Origin of the sequence: Enterobacter cloacae complex sp. IR5422 (assembly GCF_049238165.1) — a bacterium.
In the GTDB taxonomy this organism is placed as follows: domain Bacteria; phylum Pseudomonadota; class Gammaproteobacteria; order Enterobacterales; family Enterobacteriaceae; genus Enterobacter; species Enterobacter roggenkampii.
Genome location: NZ_JBMKHT010000036.1, coordinates 23,125 through 40,014, shown reverse-complemented (window position 1 = coordinate 40,014; position 16,890 = coordinate 23,125). Strand labels below are relative to the sequence as shown.

The 16,890-nt window shown below is 55.5% G+C and carries 12 protein-coding genes and 1 pseudogene; 2 read left to right on the top strand and 11 right to left on the bottom strand.

Annotated features, from left to right (window positions below):
- Positions 1-128: 128 nt before the first annotated feature.
- The 7 genes and pseudogenes from wcaD to ACOTXT_RS16665 all read right to left on the bottom strand — a co-directional run.
- Positions 129-395, bottom strand: a pseudogene (gene wcaD, locus ACOTXT_RS16695) (putative colanic acid polymerase WcaD); the annotation flags it as partial.
- Positions 370-1,587, bottom strand: coding sequence for a colanic acid biosynthesis glycosyltransferase WcaC (wcaC, locus tag ACOTXT_RS16690; RefSeq protein ID WP_039025008.1), 1,218 nt, complete (start codon positions 1,585-1,587; stop codon positions 370-372). The pseudogene wcaD and the gene wcaC, both read right to left, overlap by 26 nt.
- Positions 1,584-2,075: a colanic acid biosynthesis acetyltransferase WcaB gene (gene wcaB / locus ACOTXT_RS16685; protein ID WP_008499417.1), complete on the bottom strand. Its 492-nt coding sequence runs from the start codon at positions 2,073-2,075 to the stop codon at positions 1,584-1,586. Before wcaB ends, wcaC begins: the two co-directional genes overlap by 4 nt.
- Positions 2,075-2,917: a colanic acid biosynthesis glycosyltransferase WcaA gene (wcaA, locus tag ACOTXT_RS16680; RefSeq protein WP_021241458.1), complete on the bottom strand. Its 843-nt coding sequence runs from the start codon at positions 2,915-2,917 to the stop codon at positions 2,075-2,077. The genes wcaB and wcaA overlap by 1 nt, the downstream gene beginning before the upstream one ends.
- Positions 2,918-2,982: 65 nt before the next feature.
- Entirely contained in the window at positions 2,983-5,145 is a 2,163-nt protein-coding gene (wzc, locus tag ACOTXT_RS16675) for a tyrosine-protein kinase Wzc (protein WP_008499415.1), read from the bottom strand.
- Positions 5,146-5,147: 2 nt separating this feature from the next.
- Positions 5,148-5,591, bottom strand: coding sequence for a low molecular weight protein-tyrosine-phosphatase Wzb (gene wzb / locus ACOTXT_RS16670; RefSeq protein ID WP_021241460.1), 444 nt, complete (start codon positions 5,589-5,591; stop codon positions 5,148-5,150).
- A gap of 6 nt (positions 5,592-5,597) precedes the next feature.
- A complete protein-coding gene (locus ACOTXT_RS16665; RefSeq protein ID WP_008499413.1) occupies positions 5,598-6,737 on the bottom strand; it encodes a polysaccharide export protein in 1,140 nt (379 codons plus the stop codon).
- Positions 6,738-7,421: 684 nt separating this feature from the next.
- On the opposite strand from ACOTXT_RS16665, the gene ACOTXT_RS16660 reads away from it, so the two are divergent.
- The gene (locus tag ACOTXT_RS16660) at positions 7,422-9,005 is read left to right on the top strand and encodes a TerC family protein (protein ID WP_159125485.1); all 1,584 of its coding nucleotides are present in this window, start codon (positions 7,422-7,424) and stop codon (positions 9,003-9,005) included.
- 90 nt (positions 9,006-9,095) lie between these two features.
- Here the strand turns inward: ACOTXT_RS16660 and asmA are convergent, their stop codons facing one another.
- The 3 genes from asmA to udk all read right to left on the bottom strand — a co-directional run bounded on the left by asmA (position 9,096) and on the right by udk (position 12,283).
- The gene (gene asmA / locus ACOTXT_RS16655) at positions 9,096-10,946 is read right to left on the bottom strand and encodes an outer membrane assembly protein AsmA (protein WP_333165965.1); all 1,851 of its coding nucleotides are present in this window, start codon (positions 10,944-10,946) and stop codon (positions 9,096-9,098) included.
- Positions 10,947-10,968: 22 nt separating this feature from the next.
- Positions 10,969-11,550: a dCTP deaminase gene (dcd, locus tag ACOTXT_RS16650; protein WP_008500854.1), complete on the bottom strand. Its 582-nt coding sequence runs from the start codon at positions 11,548-11,550 to the stop codon at positions 10,969-10,971.
- 91 nt (positions 11,551-11,641) lie between these two features.
- Positions 11,642-12,283 (bottom strand): uridine kinase, encoded by a 642-nt coding sequence (udk, locus tag ACOTXT_RS16645; protein ID WP_008500855.1) that lies wholly within the window; start codon positions 12,281-12,283, stop codon positions 11,642-11,644.
- 346 nt (positions 12,284-12,629) lie between these two features.
- Here udk and ACOTXT_RS16640 point away from each other — a divergent pair, with 346 nt between their 5' ends.
- Positions 12,630-15,959: a diguanylate cyclase gene (locus tag ACOTXT_RS16640; RefSeq protein WP_333165962.1), complete on the top strand. Its 3,330-nt coding sequence runs from the start codon at positions 12,630-12,632 to the stop codon at positions 15,957-15,959.
- On the opposite strand, the gene alkA is transcribed toward ACOTXT_RS16640, so the two are convergent.
- On the bottom strand, positions 15,918-16,796 hold the full coding sequence (gene alkA / locus ACOTXT_RS16635) for a DNA-3-methyladenine glycosylase 2 (RefSeq protein ID WP_008500857.1): 879 nt from the start codon (positions 16,794-16,796) through the stop codon (positions 15,918-15,920). The genes ACOTXT_RS16640 and alkA overlap by 42 nt on opposite strands.
- Positions 16,797-16,890: the final 94 nt, after the last annotated feature.

Below are 16,890 nucleotides of genomic sequence, written 5' to 3'. Positions count from 1 at the left end.
GGGTCTGGCGGCGTTTACTGGAAAACTCACTGTCGGCAAAAGTCAGTTGCTGGCTCATCCGGTTACTCATTCTGGGTTCAGGTTACAACACGATGATCTCACATCTCGGACTTATTCGCACCTTCCTAAACAAACAGCATGGTCGAGGTGACGTATTTACTGGCATCCAGCGACTGGCCGAAGATATAGTTAAACAGCGTCAGACCCGTACCCAACCCTAAGGCAATCATCAGCTTCTTCAGGTTGATTTTATCGACATACAGCAGAAGCAGAACGGGCAAGAAGGTGACGATGGTTATCGGGAAGCTTTCGCCGAGCTGGGCAATCTTAACGTTGACCAGCAGGTAAATCAGCGGCAGCAGCAGATAACTACAGATTCTGATAGAACGAGACATACTCCTCCAGCATCTGTTGTCCACTGTAGGCCTTGCGGCTGCGGTTGCGGAACGATTCCAGGTCGGTGCCAAAAACGGCCTGAGCGATCTGCGCCTTCGGCAATTGCACCAGCGGCAGAACCTCCGGCTCCGCAAAAGTTTTCCCGCCGGATTTTTCCAGCACCTCACGTGCCGCATCGCTGTGGGTGGCAATCACCGGCACGCCGATGGAGAGCGCTTCACAGAGGATCAGCGGGTAGTTATCCACGCGGGAGCTGAACACCAGCGCATCCATTTCATTCAGCGCGCTCATCAGCTTGCGCTTATCGGTTTCAAACCCGTGGTTCACCACGTTAGTCCCTTCAAACGGTGAAAATTTGCCGAAGGTGTGAAGTTCAATTTTGTCACCCAGCGCCATCATGTCGCGCACCAGCTGCTGGTTGGTTTTCCCGTCGTAACGCAGGTCATGCGCAACGATAGCGATTTTCGGTTTGCCCGTGGTTTGCGCCACCGGCGTCAGGTCGGCGAGAATGGCTTCCGTCGCCACGTCGATACCGTTGTTAATAATCTGGCAGCGCCCTGCCCCGTACAGACTGTTGAAGGCATCGGCCACGTGCTGGCTCGGGGAGATAAACGTACAGCCGAGCGAGAGCATGTCGCGGAAAAGCTGGCGCTTTCCGGCCACCAGCTTGTGCGCGCGATCCACCTTCACCGGCGGATAGTTGCTCAGCGTCGGGCATTTCTGGCAGTTGTTTTTCCAGCCTTCGCAGCCGTCGGTAAACGCGCAACGGCCGGTTACGCTCCAGTGATCGTGCAGCGTCCAGACGAAGCGGGTGTCGGGCTTGTGGGCCTGCACCTTCTGACAAAACGCCACCACCTCTTCCAGATTCAGCCAGTAGCTGTGGAGCACGTGAAAATGCAGCACAACCGGGCCGGTAGTGCGGGTCACCGTGCGATAAAGCGTATTCAGGTTGCCAAACAGATCGCGGTTAAACAAACGGAACAATGCGATATTGGCAATCGAGGTCAGACGCGGCGTGTGCTTATGCACCTGCGGGAAGTTATCGTGACTGACGCTTTTCTTGCCGCCCTTGCCATAGCCATAAATAAAACGAGACTGAAGTCCTTTTTGCAGCGCGCGCTGGTGCAGATCCAGCGCCACCCCTGCCGCTCCGCCTTCTGCGAGGCGTACGTTAAATTGCAGAATATTCATTTAATCACCTTCACGCGGGCTTTTTCTCCCACCACCAGCGCGTTATCCGGAATGGTGTCCAGCACCACGCTGCCCGCACCAATCGTGACGTTGTTACCAATCGTAATGTCGCCAATGATCACCACGTTCGCGCCCAGCTCGACGTTATTGCCAATGACCGGGCAGGCCAGGCTGTCTGGCCCACGGTTGCCAATGGTCACCCCATGGCGGATGGTGAAATCATCCCCGGCGACCACGAACTTGTTGATCACCACCGCATAGCCGTGATGGATGGTAAAGCGACGGCCAATGGTGGCAGCGGCCTGAATTTCATAGCCAAAAAAGCATTCGGTAATGATGCGGTACAGCACCAGCACGGGGGCCGCCCAGATGTTGTTCAGGATATTTTTCTTACGCCACACCGAGCAAAAATGCGCGATGCGGTACGCCAGAACCATGCAGCAAGGACGCAGGCTCCAGCTGTTAGCGCGGCAATCTTCCAGAAACATTATTTCCCCCGAAGTCCATCAGCCAGGCGCTTGCCGTTACGTATGGACAACAGCGTCAGCAGCGTGCGCCAGTTCATGCGCTTATTGCGGATCTGATAGAGGGTAAAGAGCTGATATTTACGGCTGGCACGGTCAAACTTGTCCTTGTGCTTGCGGTAAAAATGGAAGTAGCCCGAGAACTTCTTCGGCGACGAGGTGATCTGCATCTCCCCGTGGTTGATGTGCAGGATCTGAGTGGCCTCTTCCACTTTCCACGGCTCGCCATACTCCACCACCATCCGCAGGAAGATGTCGTAATCCTGCGCGGCCTTCAGTTCGGTATCGAACAGGCACTCCTTGAAGCGCCACGCCCAGGTGAAGACCTGGTTACCAATGATGTTGCGCTTGTAGAACAGGCGTCGAGAGTACGGTGATTTCGGATAGAGCGGCAGGCTGGCAGGCTGCGAGTACACCTCGCCCTGACAGACATAGTCGTTGGCATACAGGAACGCGTGCGTGACCAGCTGCTCTTTATGCGACAGGAAAATAGACAGGCGGTTCGGCGTCCATTCGTCATCGTCGTCGATGCCGGTCAGATACTGCCCTTTGGCCTGCATAATCGCCTGATTTCGTACAGCGCAGGCGCCGGAGTTAATCTCGTTGTGGGTATAGACCACCCGCGGGTCGTTGAGGTCAGTCACGAATTTTTGCAGCTGTTCATACGAGGAAGAGCAGTCATCAACGATGATCAGCTCCCAGTTATCGTAATCCTGACGTAACACCGACTTGATTGCGCGGATCGCCAGCTGCTGACGATTCCATGTCGGCATATAGATTGAAACTAAAGGGCGTTGTGTGGTCATGATCTTCCCCTGATCCCTCACCCCGCCCCTCTCCCCTCGGGAGAGGGTTAGGGTGAGGGGGATTGTTATTTGCTGTCAGACTTATATTCGTACTCGTAATACCCGTAATCCTGGTACCCGGTCGCGCGGCGGAAGATGGAGTTCAGGATCACCCCTTTCACCTCAATCCCGTTCTGCTCGAAGCGGCTCAGGCTGGTTTCCACCTCTTTCAGGGTGTTCACCGCGTAACGCGCCACCATCAGGGTGGTACCCGCATGGCGACCCACAACGGCAGCGTCGGTCACGGCCAGAATCGGCGGCGTATCGATCAGCACCAGGTCGTAGTTTTTGCTCGCCCACTCCACCAGCTCGGTAAAGCGTTCGCTCATCAGCAGCTCGGAGGGGTTAGGCGGTACCTGCCCACGTGGGATCAGGTCAAATTTCGGCACGGTAGTCGGTTTTGCGCTCTGGCTGATGTCACCTTTGCCAAGCAGGATCTCTGACAGACCGTTGACGTTGTTGGTGCCCAGCAGCTCGTGGGTGTAGCCCTTACGCATATCGCAGTCGATCAGCAGCACGCGCTTGTTGGTCTGGCTAACGACCGCCGCCAGGTTGGCGCAGACGAAAGTTTTACCGATTGACGGGCTAACACCGGTCAGCATCAGGACGTTGTTTTTAGCCTGCATCATGGCGAAGTGCAGACTGGTACGCAGGCTGCGTATCGCTTCAATCGCCAGGTCGGTTGGGTTACCCACCGCCAGCAGCTGGCTCTGTTTGTAACGCTTAACGCCTTTGATGGTTTTGACGCTGTCACGGGATTTTTGCCACTCAGACAGCGGAATGCTGGCATAGACGTTGATACCGTTCTCTTCCAGCACCTGCGGGCTTTCGATACCGCGGTTGAACAGCGAACGCAGCAGCACGCCAACGATGGAGAGCATCAGGCCGAGAATAATGCTGCCGAGAATGATCAGCGCTTTCTTCGGCTTCAGCACGCCAGGCTGGGTAATCGCCGGGTCGACGATGCGCACGTCACCCACGGTGCTTGCCTCGGTGATTTTCAGCTCCTGCTGCTTGTTCAGCAGCTGCATGTAAACCTGCTGTCCTGACTCCACGTCGCGGGTCAGACGCACGATCTCCTGCTGCGTTTTCGGCATCGCGGTCACACGGTCATTGAGCTTCGCCTTCTCCTCTTCCAGCGTGCGGCGTTTCTCCAGCAGCGTGCGGTAAGCCGGGTGACGTTTGGTGTAAAGCTTGGAGATCTCCGCCTCTTTGAAGGTCAGTTCGTTGAGCTGAGCGTCAATGTTGACCATCGAATCGAGGACCGATTTCGCCTCCAGCGGCAGGTCGACAGAGTCTTTATCCTGGCGGTAGGCGTTCAGCTTGTTCTCGGCATCATCCAGGCGGGCGCGCACTTCCGGGAGCTGTTTCGACAGGAACGCCAGGCTTTTCGCCGCTTCAGCCGACTTACGCTCAACGTTCTGCTCAAGGTAGTTGCGGGTAATGCTGTTCAGGATGTCGCGGATCTGATCCTTATCTTCCCCGGTAAAGGTCATGCTCAGCACGCCGGTGTCCTTACCGTTTTCGGTGACGGTCAGGTTGTTTTGCAGGTTGTTGATCATCCCCAGCGTGGAGAATTTGGTGACGGTAAACTCCCCGCCCTCCTGGGCGTTGATCGCACTGACCATCATGCTGACGCCGTCTTTGCTCAGCATCTGTCCGACTTCACCGCGCGCGCTAAAGCCCGCGTCGCTGGTCAACTGATACTGTTTCGGGCCAAGCACCGTCAGGGTAAAGGTCTGATCGGCTGCCCCTTTTGGCAGCACGAAGTCAGTGACCTTCACCGTGTCGTTGCTTCTGCCCATCAGCCGATCCCAGCCCGCACCAAAGATTGGGAAGGTATTTTTGGTGACGGAGATATCGAGCCCAAGGTCGTGAACCGTTTTACCCAGCACCAGACGTGACTGGATGAGCTGGATTTCAGCGTCAGAGGCCGGCGGCTTGTTCGCCAGCGCAGAGCCAATGTCCTGCACAAGCGAGTTACCGGTATTCTGCTCGATCTGCACCAGCGCATCGGCGCTGTAGATAGGGGTGGCGAACAGCGTATAGACGACGGCCGCCGCGGCAAACACGGCGGTAATGCCCAGCACCCACCACTTTGCCTCGATAACCGTGCCAACCAGGCGCCCAATATCAATTTCATCACTGCCCGAAGTCGGGGCGGCAGAAGGTTTTGTTTTTTCTGTCATTGTTATCCCTGCTGAGCTTTCAGTGCCTGCGCCCACTGTTGGGCAGACTGGTCAAGTAAGGTGTAAACCGCCTCGAAAGCCTCATGGCTTTTGCGATATGGATCGGGGATTTCACGTTCATTGTCCCAGTGTCCAAACAGCATCACCTTACCGCGCATCTCCGGAGCGATATCGCACAGCGCTTGAATATGGCGTTTTTCCATCGCCAGAATCAGGTCATACTCACGGCACATGCGGCCAGTGACCTGGCGGGCAACATGCCCGTCGAGAGAGAGGTGATGGTCCCGCGCCACGCTCATTGCGCGCTCATCGGCACCTTTACCGACCAGTGCACCCAGCCCTGCCGAATCAACGGTCAGTTCGGGCTGGTAGTGTTTCAACAACCGTTCAGCCGTAGGGGAACGGCAAATGTTCCCCACGCATACCACCAGAATTTTGTTAAACATCGCGGATTACCAGGTATGAATGTCGCGCGCCGTATCCGTCATGTAGCGAACGCCACTGATGGTTGGCAGCAACTGGTTGATCAGACGGTTCCAGCGGGCAACCGGTGCGGTAGTGACATACACCACGTCGTATGGCTGGAGACGGAACTCCGTCGCCATCACCAGAGAGGTCGCATCGGACATATCCAGCTGGTAGATGTTGGCAATCTTGCCTTTCGCGCTGCCCTCACCTTTCAGCGGACGGATCACAAAGATACCGGTCGCGTTAGAGGTCGTCAGATCGATACCCTCAGCATTGCCCAGCGCTTCGGTCAGCGTCATACCGCTGAAGTCCATCTTGAGGGTGCTCTGTTTCTTCACTTCACCCATCACGAAGACTTTAAGATCGTCATTGCGTGGTACATAGAGGATGTCGCCCGGATAAAGCAGGCGGTTCTGGGTCAGATCGCCGTTTTGCATCAGCGCCTGCAGCGAAATGCGCTGCTCTTTCCCGTTGTGGGTCAGTACCACGTTACGCCAGTCGGCGCCGTCGGTTAACCCGCCAGCGGCGTTAATGGCATCCAGCACGGTCAGAGGAACGTTGGTGATGGCCTGCTGACCAGATTTGTTCACCTGGCCGGAGATATAGGCTTTTTGCGAGCGGAATGCGGCGATATTAACGTCCACCTGCGGATCGGCGATGTACTGCGCTAAGCGGCCGGTAATATCACTGCGGATCTCGGCAAGCGTTTTCCCTGCTACATGGACTTTACCAATGTAGGGATAGAACATGGTGCCATCTGACTGCACCCAGTTACCGGTGTCGCTTGAGCTGCGGTACTGGCCCGCTGGCGTGGTCAGTTCGGGGTGATCCCAGACGGTCACGTTAATGACGTCTCCAGGCCCTACGCGATACTGGTAGGAAGCAATTTCCTGGTCCAGTGACATATTTGGCTGGGCAACGTTTGGACGTGGGCGTAATTGTTCGACCAGACGAGGCGTAAGTGGATAAACATTCACCATTTTGTCGAGATCAAAATCGGCATCCTGTTGCTTGATCACATCCTTGCCCATTGTAGACATATTGCTTCCGGGAAAGACCGTGCAACCGCTCATCAAGGTCACAGACACCAATAATGGCATCAATTTCATTTTGGAGTTCATCATTGATTATTTATCACTTTGGCAGAGTAATTATCCTGTGCAATTTAAATACGTGTGAATCTAAAATGCATTAAGAATGTAGCTAATTAAATAAAAATATAAGTGGCATCATTCCTAAAAAAAACGCTATTTGGCCAGTCACTGTTGACAACGTAATCATGGCCCACCCACACACATTCAGGCACGCTACCGCCCTTGGCTTCCAGCTACCAATACGCTATAACACAATGAATTACAGGCAAAAAACCGCAAGAATTTTTTGCTGGTGAAATAAATGAAGCATTCAAAATACGCAGGCACTATTTCGTCAATCGCCCAAAAAAAACATCAATCTTTAACGGGAGATATCCTTTTTTAGGCTAATAATCTTGTAACAGTTAATCCCAAAACAGGCAAGAAAACGGGTTCCGAACGTCAACTTTTAAGAATTTATTTAGAAATGCACTTTATTTTTAAGAATTTCTTTATGTTGACAGCGTTATGATTGAACATCTTTTAATGCGATATTTCTTAATTTTGTTATTTCGGATAAATACAGATTTTCTGGATAAATTAAAACTATTATACCCGGCAGTTTTAATTTAATGATTATTGAGAGAAATCTCATACTGACATTGCATTTTCCCACAGCTTTATCCATGATCGAATTGTGTCATTAGTCATGTTACAGAAGGTATTGCTACTACTATGGAATGGATTGCCGATCCCTCAATCTGGGCCGGGCTGGTTACGCTGGTTGTCATCGAGCTGGTGCTCGGGATTGATAATCTGGTTTTTATCGCCATCCTTGCTGAAAAACTGCCCCCTTCCCAGCGCGATCGCGCGCGCGTAACGGGGCTGCTGCTGGCGATGGTGATGCGCTTACTGCTGCTGGCCTCTATTTCCTGGCTGGTCACGCTCACTCAGCCTCTGTTCTCCATTCACGGTCTGAGCTTTAGCGCCCGCGATCTGATCATGCTCTTCGGCGGGCTATTCCTGCTGTTCAAAGCCACCGTGGAGCTCAACGAGCGGCTGGAAGGCAAAGACAGCGAGAACCCGACCCAGCGCCGCGGAGCAAAATTCTGGCCGGTGGTCGCGCAAATCGTGGTGCTGGATGCGGTTTTCTCCCTGGACTCGGTGATCACCGCCGTCGGGATGGTGGACCACCTTGCGGTGATGATGGCCGCGGTCATTATTGCCATCACGCTGATGGTCATGGCCAGCAAGGCACTGACCCGCTTCGTGAACAGTCACCCGACCATCGTTATCCTTTGCCTGAGCTTCCTGCTGATGATTGGCTTCAGCCTGGTGGCCGACGGTTTTGGCTTCCATATTCCGAAAGGCTACCTCTATGCCGCCATCGGGTTCTCCGTCATGATTGAAGCGCTTAACCAGCTGGCGATATTCAACCGCCGTCGCTTCCTTTCCGCCAATCAGACTCTGCGTCAGCGCACAGCCGACACGGTCATGCGTCTGTTAAGCGGCAAGAAAGAGGATGCGGAGCTGGACGCCGAATCCTCCGCCATGCTGGCCGACCACAGCGACGGGCAGATCTTTGACCCGCAGGAACGACGGATGATTGAGCGAGTGCTCAATCTGAACCAGCGTACGGTCAGCAGCATTATGACGTCGCGGCATGACATTGAGCATATTGACCTGACGGCCCCGGAAACGCACATTCGCGCCCTGCTGGATAAAAACCAGCACACCCGCGTGGTGGTGACCGGCGGGGAAGCGGAAGAGGAGCTATTGGGCGTGGTACACGTCATTGATCTGCTCCAGCAGCAGCTCCACGGTGAGCCGCTCAATCTCCGCGCTCTGGTTCGCCAGCCGCTGGTCTTCCCGGAGGGGCTGCCGTTGCTTTCCGCCCTTGAGCAATTCCGTAACGCGCGCACCCACTTTGCCTTTGTGGTGGATGAGTTTGGTTCGGTGGAAGGGCTGGTCACGCTCAGCGACGTGATGGAAACCATTGCCGGTAATCTGCCAAACGAGGTGGATGAGATTGACGCCCGCCACGACATTCAGAAAAACGCCGACGGCTCGTGGACGGCTAACGGCCATATGCCGCTGGAAGACCTGGTGCAGTATGTGCCGCTGCCGCTGGATGATAAACGGGAATACCACACCATTGCCGGTCTGCTGATGGAGTATTTGCAGCGTATCCCACAGCCGGGGGAAGAGGTTCAGGTCGGCGACTATCGGCTTAAAACGCTCCAGATTGAAAACCATCGCGTGCAGAAGGTTCAGCTGATACCGCTGCGGGAAGAGGAAGAACTGGATTTTGAGGTGTGAAAAAGCCGGGTGGCGTTTCGCTCACCCGGCCTGCGGTATTCGGTTTTTGTAGGCCGGGTAAGGCGAAGCCGCCACCCGGCGCAACAGGCATCAAAGCTTATCCAGCAGCTTCTTCACATCCTTGCCGTCCTGTGAATCTTTATTACGATCCGCCCAGCCGCTGAGTCGACGTTTCGCTTCATCCTGCAGATGCTTACGCAGGATCTGATCCACCTGCAGACTGTAATTCAGGGCCTGCCATTTGCCGTATACGGTCAGCGGGACCGGCGTCTCTTTCAGGAAGTCAGTGAGCTTGCTTTCCCCCTGCCAGCCGGAAAGTACCCGCACGTTAAAGCGCGTGTCCGCCGTCTCTTTGACCAGATCCAGCTTACCCTCGCCCGTTAATGATAAGAGTGAAGAGGTACCCTGCATTCCGTCGAGAGAGAGTTGTCCGTTGTTCAGCGTCAGGTCCGTGGTGAAGCTGTCGAGGCGCGTGGCACTGTCGTAGCTCTCCTGGGCTTTCACATCGCTGCTGCGCTCCACCGCCTGCTGTACCAGCTGCTGGAAGTTAAGCCCTTCCATACGGGAGTTTTTCAGATCAAGATGCGCCTGCCCCTGCCACTCGCGGCGGAAAGCATCGGCATCAATTTTCGTGCCGGAGAAATCACCCGCGAGGGTCAACTGCCCCGTCAGAGAGATCGGGTAGTTAAACGCGGTCAGGATGGTCCCTATCTCAACGTTATCGAGACGCGGCTGGAATTCGGCGCTGGCAACGTCTTTACGGACATCCAGCGTGCCGGGCAGTGAGAGGTGTCCTGCGCCCATCTTGCCGCTCAGTTCGGAGATCACCAGCAAACCGTTATGGTTAAACATCTGGCTGCTCACGTCGGTAAAGTCCATGCCGCGCCAGCGCAGGCTGGTGGCTTTCAGCAGAATATCCGCCGTGAATCCGCGCAGAGCGTTATAGTCAGGTTGATCGAGATTCGACGAAATAACCGGACGTGATACCGGTGCCTGGCTTTGCCCCGTCTGCGTCGCCTCGCTGTCCGTGGCGCTGGCTGGCAGAGGTGGCAACAGGTTTTCCAGGTTGAGCTTGTCAAATTGCAGATTCAGCACCCACTTCGGCTTCTCTTCAAAGGTGACGCTCGCCTGCCCCTTCAGGCTACTGTCATTTGCCTGCAGGTTGAGATTATCCAGCTCCAGCTGTTTTTGTTCCTCACGCCACACGGCCTGCAGCGTCCCCTGACCGGCGATCCCCTGGGTGGGCAGATTGGCCCCCGTCAGCTGCCAGTTAAGCTGCTGGATGTTCGCCGTGAGCTGATGCGGATAGTCTGACGCATTAACATTAGCATTCAACGACAGCGTCAGATCCCGCTGATCGCGGTTCACGCGCCCGCTGAATTCCACCGATGCAAGATGGTGCTCATCCTGTTCCATCTGCAGATTAATGTTGCGAACGGTGACCAGCTCTTCGTGCTCATGCTGGAAAACCAGCACGCTATCGGCCACTTTCAGTTTGCCAATATCAAAGGACCAGCCAGTATCAGACGGTTCATCAGGCAGGGTATTTTCACGCGGTGCCACCGGCGCGTTGGCATCACGGACAGCTTCAGTTTGCGGGGTGAGCTGAATCACCGCGCCTTTCAGCATCACCTGATTCACCTGCAGCTGATGGGAAATGAGCGGGATCAGTGCCACATCAAGGCGCATGTTGTCTGCGGACACCAGCGGCTGGGACGCCCCCGGCGCCGTGAGCGACATGCGGCCAGAGAGAATGCTGAGCTGCGGCCAGACGTGCCAGCGCAGCGGCCCGTCCAGCTTCAGTTGATAACCACTGCGTGCCTCAACCTGCCGCACCATATACGCACGGAAGTCGTTAGGGTTAACCAGCAGAACCAACGCCGAAAGGCCAGCCACCAGCACCACCAGCAAAATCATCAGCGTTGTCAGAACTCTTCTCATGGCATCCTCAATGGACTAACGATCAGTCTTTATCAATACGGCTGGCAACCGCACCCTGCTGGTCGCGATATTTTGCGTCCTGACGGCGGTTATACGGCCTGTCTGCCGGGCCTGACAGCGGTTCAAAACTTAACGCGCCGATCATCATCCCCGGACGAAGCGCCAGCGGCAATTTACCGGCATTGAAGAATTCCAGCACAATACGGCCCGACCAGCCTGGATCGATACGGTGCGCGGTCACGTGTACCATCAGTCCCAGTCGCGCCAGCGAAGAACGGCCGTCAAGCCAGCCGACGAGGTCCGCAGGCAGGGTGACGGATTCAAACGTTACCGCCAGCGCCAGTTCACCCGGATGCAGATAAAAGGCTTCGCCATCTTCGATTACGATTTCGTCACTCATCACGCGATCGAGCGCGGCGCTGACTTCGTCCTTCGGTCCGCTGAGGTCAATGAACGGTGCGGTATGGCCGCTAAAGGTGCGGAATTTATTCCCCAACCGGACATCGACGGTCACCCCATTGATACGCTCAACAGGTGGACGTGGGGTAATAGACAAACGGCCTTCATCCAGCCAGGCTTCAATATCGCGATCACAAAGACGCATGCCTTTTTCTCCTTTCATGCATCGTACCCTGAGCCGGTAAGCGCTCAGGGTAAAACCAGGTTATCTCTGAACGGTACACAATTCACGCGGCTTATTCAAAAAACTGGCTGATTTTCGCTTTTAAGATATCGATCGCGATGCGGTTTTTACCCCCGCGCGGCACGATGATATCGGCGTATTGTTTGGAGGGCTCAATAAACTGCAGGAACATCGGGCGGACCGTTTTCTGGTATTGCGCCATCACGGAGTCCATTGAGCGGCCACGTTCATTAACGTCACGCTTGATGCGGCGCATCAGGCAAATATCCAGCGGGGTATCGACGAAAATCGAGAAGTTCATGGATTCACGCAGGCGGGCGTCGGTCAGCAGCAGGATGCCTTCAAGGATAATGACCTTTTTCGGCTCGATGCGGATCGTTTCCTGGGTGCGGGTATGTTCTACGTAACTGTAAACGGGCAGTTCGATCGCCTGGCCGCTCTTAAGCGCTTCTAAATGCTGGAACAGCAGGCTGTGATCCATCGCATTTGGGTGGTCATAGTTCGTTTTAACGCGCTCTTCCATCGACAGATGGGATTGATCTTTGTAATAGCTGTCTTCGGGAATGACGCCGATATGCTCATCACCTACTTGTTCACGCAGTTCGCGATAAAGCGTACTGGCAATTAGACTTTTACCTGAAGCCGATGCGCCGGCGATGCCTATAATGACGCACTGATGAGACTTATCAGTCATAAATTTAGCGACCTGATTAACCTGGATGTAAAGGAAGGACGACGCCGGAGCGTCAAACGCGGCAATTATAGGGATTTCGCGGGCGTGATACCAGTCGAATACTCAGGTTCTGCGAGACTGACCGAAAAGTGACGAGTTATTCCCTGAATGAAATTTAAATGCGCATTTTTTCGCCGCTTACCCGTTTTTTTTCACGGAGTAAGTATTTAATAAGTCTGTGTTGTCAAATTCTGAGCGGTCACCATATGAATTGTAAATTGTTTGTACTAGCATAAACCAAATTATCAAATTCACGCGTTCGGACATCTTCTTCCCTGACGGCATGGCGTCTCTGGATAAAGCGGTAATGAATAAACAATACCAGCGGGTTTTGGTGACCACCCCACATCCTTTATTACGACTTGTCTGTCTGGGCCTGGTCACCTTTATCTTTACCTTATTTTCGCTGGAGCTCACCCGCTTCGGCACCCTGCTGGCCCCGCTCTGGTTTCCCACCGCCATTATGATGGTGGCGTTTTACCGCCATGCCGGAAAAATGTGGCCGGGCATTGCCCTGGCCTGTTCGTTCGGCAATATTCTGGCCTCATGGATGCTGTTCTCCTGGGGGTCGGTCAGCCTCATCTACCCTGCGGTCAACGTCATTGAGGCCGTTATCGGCGCGCTGTTCCTGCGTAAATGGCTCCCGTGGTACAACCCGCTGCAGAATCTGAACGACTGGATCCGCGTGGCCATCGGCAGCGCGCTGGTGCCGCCACTGATGGGCGGCATTCTGGTGTCTCTGCTGGCACCCGGCTCTGAGCCCCTGCGTAATTTCTTCGTCTGGGTGTTGTCAGAAGCCATTGGCGCACTGGCACTGGTGCCACTGGGGCTGTTATTTAAGCCGCATTATCTGCTGCGCCACCGTGACCCGCGATTGCTGCTGGAAACGCTGACCACGCTGGCCGTGACGTTAGCCCTCAGTTGGGCAGCCATCACCTGGCTGCCGTGGCCCTTCACCTGCGTGATCGTTCTGCTGATGTGGAGCGCCGTGCGCCTGCCGCGGATGGAAGCGTTCATGGTGTTTCTGGTCACCGTGATGGTGGTGTCGCTGATGATTGCCCGCAATCCTCTGGCGCTGACCACCCAGCACGCCGGGCCGATGCTGAACGCCCCCTGGCTGCCGTTCCTGATGCTGCTCCTGCCCGCTAACGTGATGACCATGGTGATGTACGCCTTCCGCGCCGAACGCAAACACATCACCGAAAGCGAAGAGCGCTTTCGTAACGCGATGGAATATTCCGCCATCGGAATGGCGCTGGTCAGCATTGAAGGCAAATGGCTTCAGGCTAACAAGGCGCTGTGCAATTTCCTCGGCTACAGCCAGACGGAGCTTCAGTCGCTGACCTTCCAGCAGCTCACCTGGCCAGAAGATCTGAATACCGACCTCGAGCAGCTCGAACAGCTGGTCAATGGCGAGATCAATACCTACTCCCTCGAGAAGCGCTATTACACCCGCGACGGGGAAGTGGTCTGGGCGCTGCTTGCCGTCTCCGTGGTGCGCCATGCCGACGGCTCGCCGCTCTATTTTATTGCCCAGATTGAAGACATTAACGATCTGAAGCAGACCGAATGGGTCAATAAGCGCCTGATGGAGCGCATTACGCTGGCTAACGAAGCCGGGGGCATCGGCATCTGGGAGTGGGATCTGGAACCCGACATTATCAGCTGGGATAAGCGGATGTTTGAGCTCTATGAAATACCGCCGCACATCAAGCCCACCTGGCAGCTCTGGCACGACACGATGCTGCCGGAGGATCGCGTCCACGCTGAGCAGGTGCTGCGGGACTCCCTGATTTCCCGCCTGCCGTTTAAGCTGGAATTCCGCATCCGCGTGAAGGAAGGCGTGCGTCATATTCGCTCCCTGGCGAACCGGGTGCTCAATAAGCAGGGGGAAGTTGAACGGCTGCTCGGCATCAACATGGACATGACCGAGGTTAAGCAGCTTAACGAGGCCCTCTTCCAGGAAAAAGAGCGTCTGCACATTACCCTCGACTCCATCGGTGAAGCGGTGCTGTGCACCGATATCAACATGAACGTCACCTTTATGAACCCGGTCGCGGAGAAAATGAGCGGCTGGCTGCAGACCGAGGCTATCGGCCAGCCGATCCTGAAGGTGTTACACATTACCTTCGGTGAAAAAGGGCCGCTGATGGAGAATATTCACAGCGGCGATATGTCCCGTTCCGATATCGATCAGGATGTGGTGCTGAACTGCCGTACCGGCGGCAATTATGATATCCACTACAGCATTACGCCGCTCAGCACGCTGGATGGACAGAATATTGGCTCGGTGATCGTCATTCAGGACGTCACCGAGTCGCGCAAAATGCTGCGCCAGCTAAGCTACAGCGCCTCCCACGATGCCCTGACCCATCTGGCAAACCGGGTCAGCTTCGAAAACCATCTCAAACGGCTCTTGCAGACCGTTCGCGAAACGCGCCAGCGCCATGCCCTGGTGTTTATCGACCTCGATCGCTTCAAAGCCGTCAACGACACGGCTGGCCACGCCGCGGGCGATGCCCTGCTGCGGGAACTGGCTTCCCTGATGTTGACCATGCTCCGCTCCAGCGACGTGCTGGCGCGTCTGGGCGGGGACGAGTTCGGGTTACTGTTACCGGACTGCAACCTGGAAAGCGCGCGCTATATCGCCGGTCGCCTGATTCATGCCATCAACGACTATCACTTTATGTGGGAAGGCCGCCTGCACCGGATCGGCGCCAGCGCCGGCATCACGCTGATTGATGAAAATAACCATCAGGCGTCGGAGATCATGTCGCAGGCGGACATTGCCTGTTACGCCTCAAAAAACAGCGGGCGTGGCATGGTGACGGTGTACGAACCTCAGCAGGAGCGGGATCACCACACGCGCAGCATGATGTCGCTTGATGAACAGTGGCACATGATTAAAGACAATCATCTGATGATGATTGCCCGCAGCGTCGCCTCCCCGCGCATCCCGGAGAGCAGTAATTTCTGGCTGCTGTCGTTACGCCTGTGGACCAGCCAGGGCGAAGTTCAGGAAGAGCATGCCTTCCGCTCGGGTCTGGCCGAGCCTGAGCTTCTGCACGCCCTCGACAGACGGATCTTTAGCGAATTTTTCCGCACCTATGCCACCCAGATCGCCAGTAAAGGCATGGGCGTGGCGCTGCCGCTCTCGGAGGCCGGTTTAGCCAGCGTGACGCTGGTCGATGAACTGCTCGACCTGCTGGATAAAAGCCCGATGCCGGGCCGTCTGCTGCATCTGGTTATCTCTGCCGATGTGGTGTGCAACCCGGATAAGAACCTGCATCGGAGTCTGCAAAAGCTTCGCCAGGCGGGCTGCCGCGTGATCTTCAGCCAGGTGGGACGCGACATGAACGTCTTTACCCACCTGACCGCGAATATGGCCGACTATCTGATGCTGGATGCAGAGGTGGTAACCAACGTGTATGGCAATCTGATGGATGAGATGATGGTGACCATTGTTCAGGGCCACGCCCAGCGTGTGGGAATGAAAACTATCGCGGGCCCCTGTAATCAGCCCATCATGATGGATACGCTCTCCGGCATCGGCATCGATTTTATCTTTGGTGACACTATCGCCGAGCCGCAGCCATTAGATCTTCTGCTCAACACCAGCTATTTCGCCATCAACTGACGGTGCCCAACCGTCGGTATACCAGATGTGCAGCAGCGCGTAGGAGCGCCACGGCTTCCAGCGTTCGGCATAACGACGAATTTGCGCGGGCGTCATTCCGGCGAAGCGCTGTTTAATCAGGTAATCATCCGGCAGAAACACATCTTTCGCCTGCCAGCCGCGCAGGGCCAGATAATTTGCCGTCCAGCGCCCTATCCCCGGCCGCTGCTGTAACGCCTTCATCCCCTCTTCTGTATTCGCGGGCGGGGAAAGCGGAAACGTTCCGTCGATAACCGACTGCGCCAGATGAATCAGCGACTCCGCGCGCTTTAGCGGCATACCCAACGCCTTCAGCGCCAGCGGGTCCGCTGCCGCCAGCGCCTGGGGCGTGGGGAAGCAGAGATAGCCCGGACAATCCGCCACCGGTTCGCCACAGAGCGCCACCACGCGTGACGCCAGCTTCGCCGCCATCGCCACGCTCACCAGCTGCCCGAGGATCGCCCGGACGCCCTGCTCGTACGCATCCATCGCCCCCGGTAAACGCAAGCCTGGCCTTGCAGCACCGAGTTCACCCAGCGTTTCTGCTATTTGCTGCGGGTTACAGCGGAGATCGAACAGGCGTTCGATGCGTTCAAGACACGCCTGCGCAACCGGAATTAACCCCGGGCTGAGCGTCACGCTCAGCGTATGGCTGGCGATATCCGGCGTCACGCGGAAAATCCCCTGATGCCCCTCGCAGGCAAAACTGCGCTCATAGTAATCGTTGGTAACGGTTTCAATGCCCGTTACCGCGCGCGCGCCAAGAAAACCAAACATCCACTGCCAGTCATAAGGGGGAAGCCAGGTGAGGGTATACATCGTTGCTCCTTTTTTAGTGTTATCAGCATAAACGTAAAGACCCTGTTTTGCCTTGCTTTCATATTCCTGTTGTCGCCATGCAGACATTTCGTTA